Below are 15,976 nucleotides of genomic sequence, written 5' to 3'. Positions count from 1 at the left end.
CGCTGTGCACGGAGGCCAACAGCTTCGCCTGTTCAATGCCCACCATACGAGTACGGCTTCCAGCCGATCGTCGTGTTCGATGGTGTGGGACGGTTCGTCAGCGCGATCCTGCGACCGGCCAAGCGGCCGAGTGGGGCTGAGATCCGCCCCCACCTGCGCCGTCTGCTGCGGGCGATCCGGATCAACTGGCCGAACATTCGAATCCTGCTCCGCGGGGATAGCCATTATTGCAACCCAGGTCATCGACTGGTGCTGCGCGTCGACTTCATCTTTGGCCTCGCGCCCACCACGACCCTGCGCAAGCATGTGGCGGATCTGGAGGCCAGCACGACAGCACGCCTGGAAGCGTCGGCCAAGAGAGGCAAGGTCCGCATGTTCAAGGAGCTCATTGACGGCGCCGCTAGTTGGAGCCGCGTCGAGCGCATCATCGCGCGGGTCGAGGTCGGCGCCCACGGTGGCGATATCCGCTTCGTCCCCCGCCTGCCATCACGCCGCAGCAATCCCGGCGCCTGACGAGGCGCGTGGAAAAGCACCGCAACGGCGACCACAGCGTCGCTTCAGGCCGTCAAAAGCTTATCGCCGTGCATCAAGGCGGCTAGATGGCAACGAGGCTTATGCCGCCCGAGCATCGCAGCTAAGTATGCATGAGGGGTCGTCCCTTCAAAATACTTGATACATTTGCGCTTGCGTAGCTCCTTGCATGCGCTCGATGCCAGGAGGAGACCTCTGTTCTAAACGCTCGCATCGATGCAACGCCGTTGACACCATCATCGCGGCGACCGCTTTGCCGCGGCCGCCGCAGCCCTTTTCGAGCATGACGATCATGCCGGCGCCATCGCAGTGATGCACTTGCAAATTCAGAGATGCACTCTGGCCAAATGCTAGGTGCCCAGCATATGTCCGGCATCCCGCAACGCCGCTACGAAGAGACGGGCATTGCCGTTGGCATCCATCTTGGCCTGCATCGACAGGGGCATCCTGTGCCAGCTCTCCAAGGCCGCAATGTAATGTGAGAACATACCGTTAACGATGCAATAGTGGGTAACTAGGCCGTGTCCGTCTAACGCCAGCACGCCGAATTGGCCGCCGTGATATCGGATGGCTGCGACCCGCTGGACTTGCGCGTCACCGTCGATCCGCACGTTGAAAAGCAGGCTGCCGCGGCTCCTGGTGGCTATCTCGGCGGCTTTTTCAGCGAAGCTCAACGAGAGCGAGCGGACGCTTTCGACTGCCATCTGTAAAACCATCAAGTTCAGTTCATCCACTGCCATAAGGTACCTGTGCGCAAGACATGGGTGATTGCAATCGACCACACCGCTTGTTCACAGATGTCGGCTCACGACCGGTTATTCAGGGTTCGCCGGTTATCCATTGAGGGCGTGCTCATCAAAATGATCCTGACGTGGAATGCGCTGCATCTACGAAGCGCGACGAGCAGGCCAGCCAAAGCTGTCGCGACAATTGATCTCATAATCCACCCCGATATCTGGATTTCGGCATCGCTGAACATCCCTGGTAAGTGAGCTGTTTGCGGCAAGCCCATCTCGGCTTTGTACTCCGAAACCGTGGCAATGGCGTCGCTCGGCGGACCGACAGGCTCTGCTCGTCGAGAACTTTGTCCCCGAGAAGCGTTCGACTTTGAGCATTCCGCTGAAGGGTGACGTCTCGCCAGTCCGTGTCCTTGCAGCTCACCGCGAAGGCTTTTTGCGCATCGCACGCAAGCGCACGAATTGGTCTCCGTTCACTTCACAAAATGGTTTTCCTGAAGTACTGGAGCGCAGAGAAATCTCCGGTCGCAGCCTACCCGGTTAAAACAAGGACCCAACGATGAAGACTCTCGTCGTCTGCTCCGGCGGATTGGATTCCGTTACTCTTGCCCACAAGGTGGCAGCGGAGCACCAGCTGACCGGCCTGCTATCGTTCGATTACGGCCAACGGCATAGGAAGGAATTGGGCTTCGCCACCCTTTGCGCGGCACGCCTGAGTGTCCCGCAGCGAATCATCGATATCCACGAGATCGGCGGCGACCTTTCCGGCTCCGCGCTGACCGACAATGTGGACGTGCCCGACGGGCACTATGCCGAAGACACGATGAAGATAACGGTGGTGCCCAACCGGAACGCCATCATGTTGGCCATTGCCTTCGGCCTCGCCGCAGCGCAAGACGCTGACGCAGTGGCGACGGCCGTGCATGGTGGGGATCACGTTGTCTATCCCGATTGCCGTCCGGCCTTCATCGACGCTTTCCAGATGATGCAGGACCACGCGCTCGACGGCTACGCGCAGATTCGCCTTTATGCACCCTATGTGAACCTGACGAAGGCGGACATTGTTACGGATGGAGCCACATACGGCACGCCGTTTGCGCAGACCTGGTCCTGTTACAAGGGCACCGAGCGTCATTGCGGGAGGTGCGGGACCTGCGTCGAGCGGCGTGAGGCGTTTCACATCGCTGGGCACCCGGACCCAACCGAGTATGAGGACTCCGACTTCTGGCTCGGAGCGCTGCGAAGGACCACCGCGTAATGTTCCGCATCACCAAGGAATTCCACTTCTCAGCCTCGCATCAGCTCACCTCATTGCCACCCGATCACCAATGCGCGCGCCTGCACGGACATAACTACATCGTCGAAGTGGAGCTTTCAGCGGATGGACTGGACGATCACGGCTTCGTGCGCGACTACCACGACTTGGCGCCATTCAAACGCTACATCGACGAGAGCTTCGACCACCGGCATCTCAACGACGTGCTGGGACACGAGCAAGTCACGGCGGAATATCTGGCCAGACATTTCTACGACTGGTGCAAGGCACGCCTGAGCGAAACCGCGGCCGTGCGGGTGAGCGAAACGCCGAAAACCTGGGCGGAATACCGGCCATGACGAATACTCATCCCGCAATCCGCGTTAGCGAGATTTTCGGGCCGACGATCCAGGGCGAGGGCGTGCTCATAGGTTTGCCGACGATCTTCGTCAGAACCGGCGGGTGTGACTATCGCTGTTCCTGGTGCGACAGCCTCCATGCTGTGGACAATCAATTCCGGCATGAATGGGAGATGATGTCCGTTGGGGCGGTGTGGAAAAATGTGCTTGCCCTTTCCGGTGGCCGCCCGCTGATGGTGTCGCTATCAGGCGGCAATCCGGCCATCCAGCCGCTCGGCGCGCTCATCGACCGGGGCCATGGTGACGGTTACCGTTTTGCGCTGGAAACCCAAGGGTCGCTTGCCAGGGACTGGTTTGCGCAGCTTGACGTGCTGATCCTCAGCCCAAAGCCGCCGTCAAGCCGAATGACGACAGATTGGGCCGCTGTCGAGGCGTGCCTCCAGGCGGCACAAGGCAAGCCCCAAGTCGTGCTCAAGCTCATTGTTTTCGACGAAAGGGACTACACCTACGCGAAAGACGCCGCTGCGCAATTTCCGCAACTTCCGATCTATCTGCAGCCCGGCAATCACACGCCGCCACACCCCACAAATGATGACGCGCCTGTCGACCTTGACGGAATATTGAAGCGCATGGAGTGGCTGGTTGACAGCGTGACCCGCGACAGATGGTTCGAGGCCCGCGTGCTGCCGCAGCTGCACGTTGTGCTCTGGGGTAACAAGAGAGCCGTCTAGCCCAGGCCCTTTCCACTGGAACTGCGCCGGCAGAATTCGGGTGAACGGGTGGTTCAGGTCGAAGGGAGCTGTCGCCGACAACCATGATCCGACAGGCAGGGCTCGAGCGGACGATATCGTCGCTGCGCCAAGACGCGTCTGGTCCGCTCAGAATCTTGTCTCGATAGACGGTCGCCGATCAACAAACGTACCGCGGTCCATGATCGACTGAGAGGCATGACCGTTCCTCTGAGTGCTCAGACTGCCGCCGAGTGCCTGGCTTTGCCGGTTTCGAAATATTTGTCGAACCTGGCCGCGATGCTTCTGACAAAGGGCCGACTTTCAGCCGGCACAACGAATCTGTCGCCATCAAGTTCAAGCAATCGAACCGGATCGTGGAGGGCCATGGAACTTGACTGAAGGAGGAGCCTCTGGCCGGCCTCGCCGAAGCGTTCCACCAGATCGATGGCCGAGAAGGCGAAGTCGCACATCAAACGTTCGATGATCCAGCCGCGAACGCGGTCGTCGTTGGAAAGTGCGATACCCCGAACAGCGGCCAGCCCGCCGTCATCAACCATGCGTCTATATTCGCTGGTTGAAGGCATGTTCTGCGCATAGCCTTGCCGAAACTGGCTAATGGATGACGGGCCGAGCCCGATCAAGATTTCGCAGCAATCGTCCGTGTAGCCCTGAAAGTTCCGGTGCAAAGTCCCGGTGTGTGCCGCAATCGCCAGCGCATCGCCTGGTTTGGCGAAATGGTCGAGCCCGATTGCCTCGTATCCATTGTCTACAATCGCCTGTGCAGCCAGTTGCGACTGGGCAAAGCGCTCCGCGGGACCCGGCAACCAGGCCTCGTCGATCATCGTCTGATGTTTCTTGAACCACGGTACATGCGCGTAGCCAAACAGTGCGATCCGATCCGGTTCCAGGGTCAGTGCCTGCGTGACCGTAGAAGCGACGCTTTCCCTGGTCTGGTGCGGCAGACCATAGAGCAGGTCCAGATTGACGGACTCGACCCCGCGCGAACGAACGCCGTCGACGACAGTCTTGGTCTGCAGGAAGCTCTGCTCGCGGTTGATCGCCTTCTGCACCTTCGGATCGAAATCCTGGACGCCGAGGCTCGCACGGGTCATGCCGATTTCGGCAAGCGCATCGAGGCGGGCATCGTCGATATCGTTGGGTTCGATTTCAACGCTGATCGTGGCGCTGGGAAGAAAGCCGAAGCTCTTGCGCAGGGCGGTTCCCAGCGCCACCATATCTTCGGGCTTGAGCATCGTCGGCGAACCACCGCCGAAATGGACGGCACGCACACGACCTTTGCCTGCAACAAGACCGGCGACGGTAGCGATCTCGGCATGCAGTGAGCGGAGATAGATCGTCACCGGTTCGTAATGGCGTGTCTGCTTGGTATGGCAGGCACAAAACCAGCAAAGCTTGTCGCAGTATGGGATGTGCAGATAGAGCGAGATTTCGTCGCCCTCGTTGAGCGCTTGCAGCCAGCCACCACAAACGGCAGCATCAACGCCTGGATGGAAATGCGGCGCGGTCGGGTAGCTCGTGTAGCGCGGGACGTTCTCGCCAAATCTGGCAACTACCTTTTGTCGCATGTCGTGGTCCACCGTGTTTGCCTCGCCCGAACTGTGGATGCTTGGATGAGCCTAAGCCCTGATTTCGATCAACCTTCAGCACGGACAAACTGCCGCAAGGATTTTTCTACCGCGGATGCTATCCTGCCCGCACGGACCGGTAGAGCGATCGAATGACATTACGGCAGGATATTCACAGTTCCGGCATCCCCGTTCTTTGCCTGTCTTGCGAGGCACGGCGCCGCGGTGTCTGTGGCGCGCTAGAGCCAGACCATTTGGCTCAGCTCGCCAAGACGTCGTCGCGGCACAATATCGAGCCGGGGGTCGAACTGATCGGCGACGCCGAGGCGGTCGACTGTTATTCGAACGTGCTTTCAGGCGTGGTGAAGCTCACGAAGAGCCTGTCAGATGGACGCCAACAGATTGTCGGCCTGCAGTTCGCCCCGGATTTTCTGGGTCGGCCCTTCAAGATGAAAAGTGCGATTAATGCGGAAGCGGCAACAGCTGTCTCGCTATGCTCGTTTCCCAGAGCGGCCATCGAACGGATGATGAAGCAGTCACCCGAATTTGTGCATCGCCTGCTCAAGCAGGCGCTGAACGAACTTGACGAGGCACGCGAATGGATGGTGACTCTGGGGCGCAAGACCGCACCAGAGAAGGTGGCGAGCTTTCTCCTCATGATTGCCCGGAACATCGACTCCAATGTTGACCCGACGGCTAGCTCGACGTGCTTCGAGCTGCCGATGACGCGTGCCGACATTTCTGATTTCCTTGGAATCACAAACGAGACCGTGAGCCGTCAGCTGACCAGCCTGAGAATGGACGGCGTGATTCGGATCGAGAACAACCGCCGCGTCACCGTGGACAGCATGAGCCGGCTGGAACGGCGCTGCGGCGGCCGAGGCGCTACAGCCGTTTGAATGACGCAGAAGCTGCATGGCCCCCGTCACTTACTTCATTCGGGGCAGGCATGCTCGCGTTGGGCTCAGAAGAAGTCGCGTAGCGACAGCCCGTTCTCCATCCGATCGTATGCGCCAGTTGCCTTTCGGCTCGTCGGCGAAGCATCCACACTTGGCCGAAGTCAATACGCCTCATCCGCAGGGGAAAATCGCCGTCTCCCCAAGCCATGAATGTCACGACGGCAGCGTAACGCTGGCGCTGGCTGTTCCAAGGCATTGAACGCGGGGTTCGGTAAGGCGTCGACCTGCTTTCCAGCGTCGCAGAAGGTGCGCTCCCCCACACGCCCGCGGTCGCCTCCGCACCCGGGGCCCGACCGGGGACGCCAGGCCCCATCCATAAACGGGCGGCCGGTGGTGCGCTTCCACATTCGATCGTCGCAGTCTGATCGCACCGAACTCGATGCTGCTCGAGCAAAATGGTGCGGCTCTGACATGGATCAGGGCGAGCAGGCGACGGCTGCGCAATAAGGCACCGCGGTTTGGCATCCGCCGGAATTGAAAATCGGGGCTTGCGATGAAATTCGGCAAAGAAATCGTGCTTCTAAGCCTGTTCGCATTCGCGGCTTTGGTGGCGGCTGGCGCTGGGGTGGATGAACCCTTTCGCCAGCATATGTGGGTCTTGTTCTTCGCCTTGGCTGGCTTCACTGCGATCCTACTGCGTAACACTGAGTTCAAGCCTGCCGCTCCGATCGACCCGTCCGCCTACATGGATGGTCCAATCCGCTACGGCGCCATCGCCACCATGTTCTGGGGTGTGGTTGGCATGCTGGTCGGGGTGGTCATCGCGCTGCAGCTTGCCTATCCCGATCTCAACATCCAGCCCTGGTTCAACTTCGGCCGCTTGCGGCCTCTGCACACCTCGGGCGTCGTCTTCGCCTTCGGCGGCAACGCGTTGCTTTGCACGTCTCTCTATGTCGTCCAACGCACATGCCGCGCTCGGCTGTTCGGTGGCGATCTCGCCTGGTTCGTGTTCTGGGGCTACCAGCTCTTCATCGTCATGGCCGCGACCGGTTATCTGCTCGGCATCACCGAGAGCCGCGAATATGCGGAACCCGAATGGTATGTCGACATCTGGCTGACCATCGTCTGGGTCGGCTACCTGATCCTGTTCCTGGGCACCATCCTGAAGCGCAAGGAACCGCACATCTACGTCGCCAACTGGTTCTACCTTTCCTTCATCGTGACCATCGCGATGCTGCATGTGATCAACAACCTGTCGATGCCGGCCTCCTTTCTCGGCTCCAAGAGCTATTCTGCATTTTCCGGAGTCCAGGACGCCCTGACGCAATGGTGGTACGGCCACAACGCCGTCGGTTTCTTCCTAACCGCCGGCTTCCTCGGCATGATGTATTATTTCGTGCCCAAGCAGGCCAACCGGCCGGTCTATTCCTACCGTCTGTCGATCGTCCATTTCTGGGCAATCATCTTTCTCTACATCTGGGCCGGGCCCCATCATCTGCACTACACGGCCTTGCCCGACTGGGCGCAGACGCTTGGCATGGTGTTCTCGATCATGCTGTGGATGCCGTCATGGGGCGGCATGATCAACGGCCTGATGACGCTGTCGGGCGCCTGGGACAAGCTGCGCACTGACCCGATCATCCGCATGATGGTGATGGCCATCGCGTTCTACGGCATGTCCACCTTCGAGGGCCCGATGATGTCGATCAAGACGGTCAATTCTCTGTCGCATTATACCGACTGGACCATTGGCCACGTTCACTCCGGTGCGCTCGGCTGGGTCGGCATGATCTCGTTCGGCGCGATCTACTTTATGGTGCCGAAGCTGTGGAACCGTGAACGGCTCTACTCGCTTCGCCTCGTTACCTGGCACTTCTGGCTGGCGACGCTTGGCATCGTTGTCTACGCCGCTGTCATGTGGGTGTCCGGCATCATGCAGGGCCTGATGTGGCGCGAATACGACGAACAGGGCTTCCTGGTCTACTCCTTCGCCGAAACCGTGGCAGCCATGCACCCCTACTATGTCATGCGTGCCATCGGTGGGGCCATGTACCTCTCCGGCACCCTGATCATGGCCTGGAACATCGGCATGACCATTCTCGGCTACCGGCGCGAGCAGGATCCGATGCCGCGCTCCACCCCCGCCCTCCAGCTTGCGCGATGATGAGACAGAAAATGAGGTTGATGAACAGACACGCGGTCATCGAGAAGAACGCTACACTTCTCCTCCTCGGTTCGCTTCTCGTGGTCACCGTGGGCGGTATCGTCGAGATCGCACCGCTCTTCTATCTCGATAATACGATCGAGAAGGTGGAAGGCATGCGGCCTTACTCGCCGCTCGAACTTGCTGGTCGAAACATCTATGTCCGCGAGGGCTGCTACCTCTGCCACAGCCAGATGATCCGCCCGTTCCGCGACGAGGTCGAGCGCTACGGCCACTACAGCCTGGCGGCCGAGTCGATGTACGACCACCCCTTCCAGTGGGGATCGAAGCGCACCGGACCTGATCTCGCCCGCGTCGGCGACCGCTATTCCAACCTGTGGCACGTGGATCACCTGACAGATCCACGGTCCGTGGTGCCGGAATCGATCATGCCGAGCTATGCCTTCCTGAAGGACAAGCCGATCGCGGTGAAGGACTTCTCTACGCATCTGGTCGCCAACAGGCGCGTCGGCGTCCCCTACTCCGACGACATGATCGCCAACGCCAATGCCGATTTGATGGCGCAGGCTGATCCCAACGCCGACACATCCGGCCTCGAGGCCCGCTACCCCAAGGCTAAGATCGGCGACTTCGACGGCAACCCGCAGCAAGTCACCGAAATGGACGCGCTGGTTTCTTATCTCCAGATGCTGGGCACGCTGGTCGATTTCAAGAACTACGATGAGACCGCCGGCTACCGCTGAGGACAATAGCCATGACGTACAATTTCATGCGGGAGTTTGCCGACAGCTGGGGCCTACTTGCCATGGCTCTTTTCTTCATCGGATCTGTTGCCTTTGCAGTTCGTCCCGGAAGCCGCAGGCAAGCCGGCGAAGCAGCTCAAATTCCTCTGAAGGAGGACTGATCATGAGCAGCGATCACATCGACGAGGTTTCCGGCATCTCAACCACCGGTCATGAGTGGGACGGCATCCGGGAGCTCAACAACCCGCTTCCGCGCTGGTGGATCTGGACGTTCTACATCACCATAGTCTGGGCGATCGGCTACACCATCGCCTATCCGGCATGGCCTCTGCTGCACACGGCAACCAAGGGGGTGCTCGGCTACTCCAGCCGCAACGATGTCGGGAACGAGTTGTCCGCGGCTGAAGCGGCCAAGGGCAAATATGTCGCCGCGATAGAAGCGAAAAGTGTTTCGGAGATCGCGGCGGACGACACGCTGCGCGAATTCGCCGTCGCCGCCGGCGGTGCCGCGTTCAAGCTCAATTGCGTGCAGTGCCATGGTTCCGGCGCCCAGGGCTCCAAGGGCTTCCCCAACCTCAACGACGACGACTGGCTGTGGGGCGGCAAGGCGGACCAGATCCAGCAGACGATCACCCATGGCATTCGCTTCGCCTCCGATCCGGATACGCGCCTGTCGGAAATGCCCGCCTTTGCCGACATCATCACCGCCGACCAGATCAAACAGGTCAGCGCCTACGTCGCCAGTCTGTCGGGGGCCGTCGTCAATCAAGCATTGGTCGCGCCGGGCGCAAAGGTCTTTGCCGAAAACTGCGTGGCCTGTCATGGCGACAATGCAAAGGGCAACAAGGAACTCGGCGCTCCAGATCTGACCGACGCCATCTGGCTCTACGGGTCAGGCGAAGCGGCCATCGCCGCCCAGGTAACCGCACCGAAACACGGCGTGATGCCGGCTTGGGGCGCGCGCCTCGGCGAGATCAAGGTCAAGGAACTGGCGGTCTACATCCATTCGCTTGGCGGCGGAGAATAGGAAAGCAGCCTATTCTCGTCCTCCCCCTCCCGCCAAGCGACGAGGCCCGGCGCAAGCCGGGCCTCGGCATCATCCAGAACCGATGAGTCGGATTCCGGCGAAATCGTCGCTGGTGACTGGAGCTTCTCGTGCTCGATAACACGCAAATAGAACGGATCGAACCCACGACGTTCAACTCCACCAAGGTGCGCCAGCCAATGTATGCCGCGCGCAGGAAGATCTTCCCGAAGCGGGCCTCGGGCAGCTTTCGCCGATTCAAATGGATCGTGATGGCGATCACGCTCGGCATCTACTATCTGACGCCGTGGCTGCGCTGGGATCGGGGTCCGTTTGCCCCCGACCAGGCGGTGCTGCTCGATGTCGCCAACCGGCGCTTCTATTTCTTCTTCATCGAGATATGGCCCCAGGAATTCTACTATGTCGCCGGCCTTCTGGTCATGGCCGGCGTCGGTCTTTTCCTGATCACGTCAACCGTCGGCCGTGCATGGTGTGGCTACACATGCCCACAGACCGTATGGGTCGATCTGTTCCTGGTCGTCGAGCGCGCGATCGAGGGCGACCGCAACGCGCGCATGCGGCTCGATGCCGGTCCATGGACCACCCGCAAGCTCGTGCTGCGGGCATCGAAACACGTCATCTGGCTGGTCATAGCCGCAGCGACTGGTGGCGCATGGATCTTCTATTTCGCCGATGCGCCGAGGCTGCTCGGCGAACTCTTCACCGGCACGGCAGCGCCTGTCGCCTACATCACCGTCGCGGTCCTGACGGCGACGACCTACACGTTTGGCGGGCTGATGCGCGAACAGGTCTGCACCTATATGTGCCCATGGCCGCGCATCCAGGCAGCCATGCTCGACGAGAGCTCGCTCACTGTCACCTACAATGACTGGCGCGGCGAACCGCGCACGCGTCACGCCAAGAAGGTTCTTGCCGCAGGGCATCCCGTCGGCGATTGCGTCGACTGCAATGCCTGTGTCGCCGTCTGTCCGATGGGGATCGACATACGCGACGGTCAGCAACTCGAATGCATCACCTGCGCGCTCTGCATCGATGCCTGTGACGGCGTCATGGACAAGCTCGGCAAAGCGCGAGGACTGATCTCCTACGCGACGCTCTCCGACTACAACGCCAACATGATGCTGGCCACCGCCGGCGGCGCCAGCTCGGTCGATCCGTCGCTGGTCAGGACGGATGACGGCGTGTTTTCGGACAGGGTGGCGCATTTCCATATCCGCAAGATCTTTCGGCCGCGCACTTACGTTTACATGGCTATGTGGTCGATGATCGGCCTGGGCCTGCTCTTTTCGCTGCTGACCCGCGACCGGCTCGAGATCAATGTCCTGCACGACCGCAACCCGCAATTCGTGACGCTCTCCGACGGCTCGATCCGCAATGGCTATACCGTCAAGCTGCTGAACATGATCCCCGAACCGAGAACGATTATCGTCACCCTCGGGGGTTTGCCAGGCGCAGAGATGAGCATCGTTGGCGTCGACCTCCCCGCCGATCGCTCCTTTGCGGTCCAGGTCGAACCCGACCGGCTGAAGATGCTGAAGGTTTTCGTGCGCCTGCCCGCCGATCAGATTAATCGCCAGGCGCAGACCTTCACATTCCGCGTCGAAGACAAGGTCAGCTTCGAGTCCAACGAATACACCGCCACCTTCAATGCGCCGGAGATCGCCAGATGACCGCCACCACCCGAAGACCCCGCGAATTCACCGGCAGGCACATGTTGGCCACCATCCTTGCCTTTTTCGGCGTGGTCATCGCGGTCAATCTGACGATGGCGACGCTTGCCAACACAAGCTGGACCGGCCTTGTCGTCGAAAATACCTATGTCGCGAGCCAGCAATTCAACAAGAAGGCTGAAGAAGGCCGTGCGCAGGCAGCGCTTGGCTGGACCGGCCAGTTGACCATCGCATGGGGTGAAGTCCGCTATGGCATCATCGACGCCGCGGGCAAACCGGTTTCCCTGCATGGCGTGAAGGTGCTGTTTCGCCATCCCGCTTACGAGAAAGAGGATGAGTCCGTCACGCTCGCCCTCGCCTCGGGCCAGGAGTTTGCAGCACAACACGTGCCAAGGGATGGTGTCTGGATCATCGAAATAGACGCCGATACCGGCCTGGCAAAGCCTTATCGCGACGTGCGCAGGATCATGATTTCCAATGGAGCGCTGAAATGAGCTGTTGTGCACCGGGCGCTGAAATAGCGCTGGATCTGGTCAGCGGCACCTCGGTCCTGCCCTCCAGCCAGGAAATCAGGCTGGCGAGCCGATCGCTTGGCGACGACCTTCATCAGACCGACCTTTCGGTGCCGACCGTTCATTGCGGCGCCTGCATCCAGACGATCGAGACGGCGTTGGGAAAACTCGATCACGTCGAGGCAGCTCGCGTGAACCTGTCAACCAAGCGGGTCTCAGTCCGCTGGCGCGGCGACGAGGCTCCACCATTGGTCGCTGTGCTCGGCCGGCTCGGCTATCAGGCGCATTTGTTCGAAGCCGAGATTGATGCAAAGGACAAGATGCTTTCGGAGCTTATCCGCGCCGTCGCTGTTGCCGGCTTTGCTGCGGGCAACATCATGCTGCTCTCGGTGTCGGTCTGGTCCGGCGCCGAGGGCGCCACCCGCGACCTGTTCCACTGGGTCTCGGCCCTGATCGCCATTCCTGCGCTGGCCTTCGCCGGCGGCATCTTCTTCAAGTCGGCGTGGAATGCGTTGCGCCACGGCCGCATGAACATGGACGTGCCGATCGCCGTCGGCGTGTCGCTGGCCTACGCCATGAGCCTCTATGAGACGATCACCCACGGCGACCACGCCTATTTCGACGCGTCGGTATCGCTGCTGTTCTTCCTCCTGATCGGTCGCACGCTCGATCACGTGATGCGGGAACGCGCCCGCACCGCTGTGAAGAGCCTGTCACAATTGGCCGCGCGCGGCGCCATGGTGCTGCGCGGCGATGGCGCTCGGGGCTATCTGCCGGTGGCCGAGATCGAACCGGGCATGCTGTTGTTGATCGCCGCCGGCGAAAGAATCCCTGTCGATGGCAAAATTGTGCGCGGGACATCGGACGTCGACTGCTCCCTGGTCTCCGGCGAGAGCACGCCCAGTAGCGTGGCGCCGGAAGACACCGTGCAGGCCGGCGTCCTCAACCTTACCGGTCCGCTGACGGTAGAGGCCACAGCCGCCGCGAAGGATTCGTTCTTGGCGGAAATGGTTCGGCTGATGGAGGCCGCCGAAGGTGGTCGCGCCCGCTATCGCCGTATCGCCGACCGCGTGTCGGCACTCTACGCGCCCGTGGTTCATCTCACCGCATTGGTAACATTCACGGGCTGGATGGCGGCGACCGGCGACTGGCATCGGGCGATGACGATTGCCATCGCTGTTCTCATCATCACATGCCCCTGCGCGCTTGGCCTCGCCGTCCCAATCGTTCAGGTGGTCGCCGCGCGGCGCCTGTTTGAGAATGGCATCATGGTCAAGGACGGCTCGGCCATGGAGCGCCTGGCAGCGATCGATACAGCCGTGTTCGACAAGACCGGCACGCTCACGCTTGGCCAGCCCAGGCTCGTCAACACGTCGTCGATCGATCCCGCCATGCTGGCAATCGCTGCCGACCTGGCCGCGCATTCGCGTCATCCATATTCAAAGGCCATTGCCGGCTTTGCCGTCAGCAGCAGCCAGCACAAATTCGACGCGGTGACCGAGCACCCGGGTTTCGGGATCGAAGCCACAGCCGCCGGTAGCATCTGGCGGCTGGGTAGACGCGGATGGGCTGGCTGGAAGGCTCGAACCGGCGGCGAAGGCAAACATGGCTACGGCGGAACAGTCCTGACGAAAAACGGCATGATTGTCGCATCCTTCGTTTTCGAAGATGCGCTACGCCTCGACACCAGGGCAGCGATCGATCAACTGCGCAACGCTGGTATGTGCGTGGAAATGCTGTCGGGCGATACCGCGAAAGCCTGCGCCGAGGTTGCCGACATGTTTGGTGTGGATGACTTCGTTCCCTGCCTGCTACCGTCCGGCAAGGTTGAACGCATCGAGAGCCTGGCGAGAGACGGGCACAAGGTTTTGATGGTTGGCGACGGGCTCAACGACACACCAGCGCTGAGCGCCGCGCATGTCTCGATCGCACCCGCCACGGCGGCCGACATTGGCCGCAATGCAGCCGACTTCGTTTTTCTGCGCGAAAGCCTCTTGGCGATCCCGCTGGCGCTGGACGTGTCGCGCAAGGCGGGAAGCCTGATCCGACAGAACATAACAATTGCGATCGTTTACAATGCTGTGGCCGTGCCGATCGCCATTCTGGGTCATGTTACGCCTCTCATCGCGGCGGTCGCGATGTCTGCCTCGTCATTGCTTGTGATTGGAAACGCAATGCGTCTGCAAGGCTTCGCAACGGGTGTGTCGTCCGAAACAGCGCGGCAGGGCAGGCCCGCGCGGGCCGGCGCCTTGGCCCGATCTTCATGACGACGCTCGCCTATCTCATTCCGGTGGCGTTGTTCCTTGGCGCACTCGGCCTGTCCGGCTTCCTGTGGGCGTTGAGAAGCGGCCAGTACGATGATCTCGATGGCGCTGCGGAGCGCATTCTAATCGACCGCGACGACGGCGCGGAGAATCCTCCTCGTTCCAAGTGACTCAGATCAACGCGCCGCGGGTCGGGATGTCCTATCGTCGTCCGACGAAAGATCAGGAGGGTGAGGATGCAAGCCGAATCCATAATGACAAAGCCAGTCATCACGACGGATGCGAACGCGACGATCGCCGAAGCGGTCGAGCTCATGCTTTCAAACAAGGTCAGCTGCCTGCCGGTAGCAGACAGCGACGGCACCCTGATTGGTATTGTAAGCAAAAGCGACTTCTTGCGCCGAGAAGAACTTGGGACCCAGCGTGTGCGTCCGCGCTGGCTGGAGTTTGATCTTGGCCCGGGCACAGTCGCCGAAGACTATGCGCGCTCGAACGGACGGATCATCCATCAGGTGATGACCACACCCGTCATCTCGGCGCCTCCTGGCGCCTCGATTGCAGATATTGTCGACCTGATGATGCAACATCGCATCAACAATCTTCCGATTGTCGATCGGGACAGGGTCATCGGCATCATCACGCGAACTGATTTGCTGCTTGTCCTGATCCGCGCCATGCCGAAACAGGGAACCACGCCACCCGATGACGACCTGATCCGCAAGGCTATCCTTGCCGAACTGCAGTCACAAACCTGGAGCGGTGGTGACTTGATCGATGTGAGGGTCAGCGACGGCCTTGTCGAACTGAAGGGGGCGATTGTCGACGAGCGTCAGCGGAAGGCAGCGATCGTTGCGGCTGAGAAGGTTGCCGGCGTCGGGCAAGTCAAGGACGGCCTCCTCCTCAGTACGGATCCGTTCGGTGAAGGTTTCATAGCTGCGGAAAAGGCGGGGACGCGGAGCAGAGTCCCTTTGGTTCTGCTCCCTTCCCACATCACTTGGACATGAGGCCGTCGGCGAGTTCCTTCGGCGTCTAGATGTTTAGTCCCAAGGTTTGATGGGTTGGATCGAGCCTGAATCGTTCGGGCTCTTTTGTCCAGATTTTGCAGATGTATTCAAAGGGCGTGAGGCCCTTGAGGGTCTTCAGTCGACGGCCGAAATTATAGGCTAAGACGAAATCGGCGAGATGCTGGCGCAGTTGGTCATGGCTCTCGTAGTAGAAGCGTTTGACGGTCGCATCCTTGATCGTGCGGTTCATGCGTTCGACCTGGCCGTTGGTCCATGGGTGCCTTGGCTTTGTCGTTCGGTGGTCGATATCGGCCTTGGCGCAAGTATGTTCGAAGGCGTGCGCCCATATGATTTCTCCCGCCGCCATGGCTTCCTTGATCAGCGGAACGGCCCTTCTCGTGCAGCTCGACGAAAGCGAACTTCGAGGTCCGATCTATGGCCACGAACATATGCAGCTTGCCCTGCTCGGTTCGGAC

16 protein-coding genes and 2 pseudogenes are annotated in these 15,976 nt (G+C 60.5%); 14 read left to right on the top strand and 4 right to left on the bottom strand.

Translation table 11 applies throughout. The features are described from left to right. Window positions 1-474, top strand: a pseudogene (locus NKJ80_RS31035) (transposase); the annotation flags it as partial. Between the two features lie 186 nt (window positions 475-660). On the opposite strand, the gene NKJ80_RS31030 reads toward NKJ80_RS31035, so the two are convergent. Continuing rightward, on the bottom strand, window positions 661-825 hold the full coding sequence (locus NKJ80_RS31030) for a hypothetical protein (protein ID WP_023685557.1): 165 nt from the start codon (window positions 823-825) through the stop codon (window positions 661-663). A gap of 56 nt (window positions 826-881) precedes the next feature. Then, a complete protein-coding gene (locus NKJ80_RS31025; RefSeq protein WP_023673549.1) occupies window positions 882-1,271 on the bottom strand; it encodes a hypothetical protein in 390 nt (129 codons plus the stop codon). 556 nt (window positions 1,272-1,827) lie between these two features. Between NKJ80_RS31025 and queC the strand changes: the two genes are divergently transcribed. From queC to queE, 3 genes are read left to right on the top strand one after another with little or no spacing between them, the layout of a single operon-like run. Further along, entirely contained in the window at window positions 1,828-2,526 is a 699-nt protein-coding gene (queC, locus tag NKJ80_RS31020; RefSeq protein ID WP_023673551.1) for a 7-cyano-7-deazaguanine synthase QueC, read from the top strand. Continuing rightward, window positions 2,526-2,882, top strand: a complete 357-nt coding sequence (gene queD / locus NKJ80_RS31015; protein ID WP_023673552.1) for a 6-carboxytetrahydropterin synthase QueD — start codon at window positions 2,526-2,528, stop codon at window positions 2,880-2,882. Before queC ends, queD begins: the two co-directional genes overlap by 1 nt. After that, complete coding sequence (queE, locus tag NKJ80_RS31010) at window positions 2,879-3,613, top strand: 7-carboxy-7-deazaguanine synthase QueE (protein ID WP_023707020.1); 735 nt, start codon at window positions 2,879-2,881, stop codon at window positions 3,611-3,613. The genes queD and queE overlap by 4 nt, the downstream gene beginning before the upstream one ends. A 236-nt stretch (window positions 3,614-3,849) precedes the next feature. On the opposite strand, the gene hemN is transcribed toward queE, so the two are convergent. Continuing rightward, window positions 3,850-5,199 (bottom strand): oxygen-independent coproporphyrinogen III oxidase, encoded by a 1,350-nt coding sequence (gene hemN, locus NKJ80_RS31005; RefSeq protein ID WP_352498938.1) that lies wholly within the window; start codon window positions 5,197-5,199, stop codon window positions 3,850-3,852. A 152-nt stretch (window positions 5,200-5,351) separates the two neighbouring features. Between hemN and NKJ80_RS31000 the strand changes: the two genes are divergently transcribed. The 10 genes from NKJ80_RS31000 to NKJ80_RS30955 all read left to right on the top strand — a co-directional run bounded on the left by NKJ80_RS31000 (window position 5,352) and on the right by NKJ80_RS30955 (window position 15,500). Beyond that, a complete protein-coding gene (locus tag NKJ80_RS31000; protein WP_023708062.1) occupies window positions 5,352-6,098 on the top strand; it encodes a Crp/Fnr family transcriptional regulator in 747 nt (248 codons plus the stop codon). A gap of 553 nt (window positions 6,099-6,651) precedes the next feature. Next, window positions 6,652-8,262: a cytochrome-c oxidase, cbb3-type subunit I gene (gene ccoN / locus NKJ80_RS30995; protein WP_023747255.1), complete on the top strand. Its 1,611-nt coding sequence runs from the start codon at window positions 6,652-6,654 to the stop codon at window positions 8,260-8,262. 11 nt (window positions 8,263-8,273) lie between these two features. Then, window positions 8,274-9,005, top strand: a complete 732-nt coding sequence (gene ccoO, locus NKJ80_RS30990; protein WP_023747254.1) for a cytochrome-c oxidase, cbb3-type subunit II — start codon at window positions 8,274-8,276, stop codon at window positions 9,003-9,005. 11 nt (window positions 9,006-9,016) lie between these two features. Further along, window positions 9,017-9,166: a CcoQ/FixQ family Cbb3-type cytochrome c oxidase assembly chaperone gene (locus NKJ80_RS30985; protein WP_023690689.1), complete on the top strand. Its 150-nt coding sequence runs from the start codon at window positions 9,017-9,019 to the stop codon at window positions 9,164-9,166. Between the two features lie 2 nt (window positions 9,167-9,168). Continuing rightward, complete coding sequence (gene ccoP, locus NKJ80_RS30980; protein ID WP_023694866.1) at window positions 9,169-10,032, top strand: cytochrome-c oxidase, cbb3-type subunit III; 864 nt, start codon at window positions 9,169-9,171, stop codon at window positions 10,030-10,032. Window positions 10,033-10,160: 128 nt separating this feature from the next. Next, window positions 10,161-11,720, top strand: a complete 1,560-nt coding sequence (ccoG, locus tag NKJ80_RS30975; protein ID WP_352498937.1) for a cytochrome c oxidase accessory protein CcoG — start codon at window positions 10,161-10,163, stop codon at window positions 11,718-11,720. Then, window positions 11,717-12,214: a FixH family protein gene (locus NKJ80_RS30970; RefSeq protein ID WP_023713185.1), complete on the top strand. Its 498-nt coding sequence runs from the start codon at window positions 11,717-11,719 to the stop codon at window positions 12,212-12,214. Before ccoG ends, NKJ80_RS30970 begins: the two co-directional genes overlap by 4 nt. Continuing rightward, a complete protein-coding gene (locus NKJ80_RS30965; RefSeq protein WP_023747252.1) occupies window positions 12,211-14,499 on the top strand; it encodes a cation-translocating P-type ATPase in 2,289 nt (762 codons plus the stop codon). The genes NKJ80_RS30970 and NKJ80_RS30965 overlap by 4 nt, the downstream gene beginning before the upstream one ends. Continuing rightward, window positions 14,496-14,666 carry a cbb3-type cytochrome oxidase assembly protein CcoS gene (ccoS, locus tag NKJ80_RS30960; RefSeq protein ID WP_023697810.1) on the top strand — a complete coding sequence of 57 codons (171 nt, stop codon included), beginning with the start codon at window positions 14,496-14,498 and terminating at the stop codon, window positions 14,664-14,666. The genes NKJ80_RS30965 and ccoS overlap by 4 nt, the downstream gene beginning before the upstream one ends. A gap of 66 nt (window positions 14,667-14,732) precedes the next feature. Continuing rightward, on the top strand, window positions 14,733-15,500 hold the full coding sequence (locus tag NKJ80_RS30955; protein WP_023747251.1) for a CBS domain-containing protein: 768 nt from the start codon (window positions 14,733-14,735) through the stop codon (window positions 15,498-15,500). Between the two features lie 25 nt (window positions 15,501-15,525). Here the strand turns inward: NKJ80_RS30955 and NKJ80_RS30950 are convergent. Then, window positions 15,526-15,976 (bottom strand): annotated as a pseudogene (locus tag NKJ80_RS30950) (integrase core domain-containing protein); the annotation flags it as partial.

It is taken from the genome of Mesorhizobium sp. M0030 (genome assembly GCF_040323695.1).
GTDB lineage: Bacteria > Pseudomonadota > Alphaproteobacteria > Rhizobiales > Rhizobiaceae > Mesorhizobium.
The sequence above is the reverse complement of the archived record's forward strand: the minus strand, read 5'-3'. Positions and strand labels throughout refer to the sequence as shown.